Origin of the sequence: Marinimicrobium sp. UBA4209 (assembly GCF_002381585.1) — a bacterium.
Lineage (GTDB): Bacteria > Pseudomonadota > Gammaproteobacteria > Pseudomonadales > Cellvibrionaceae > Marinimicrobium > Marinimicrobium koreense.
Window position 1 is genome coordinate 5,253 of sequence record NZ_DFTP01000084.1, and the last position, 217, is coordinate 5,469.

Here is a 217-nt window from a genome sequence, read left to right on the forward strand (position 1 = left end):
AACAACTACTTCTTTACAGTGTGGTAGCCACCCTCAGTCTGCCTGGCCTGGCTCAGGCATGTAGCGCCCCGGACGCCAAGCCGGCCATTCCGGACCCGATGACGGCAGAGACCGCTCAGATGGTCAAGGCCAACAACGAAGTGAAAGCTTACGTCGCTGCCATGGAAGAGTACCTGGGCTGTGCCCGCATGAGTGGCGGTGAGAAGCGGAAGGAGAT

Annotated in this window: 1 protein-coding gene; it reads left to right on the forward strand. The window is 59.4% G+C overall.

Translation table 11 applies throughout. The features are described 5' to 3' along the window. A partial coding sequence (locus tag B3187_RS12295) for a hypothetical protein (RefSeq protein WP_349678200.1) occupies positions 1 to 217 on the forward strand: 217 nt, incomplete at both ends.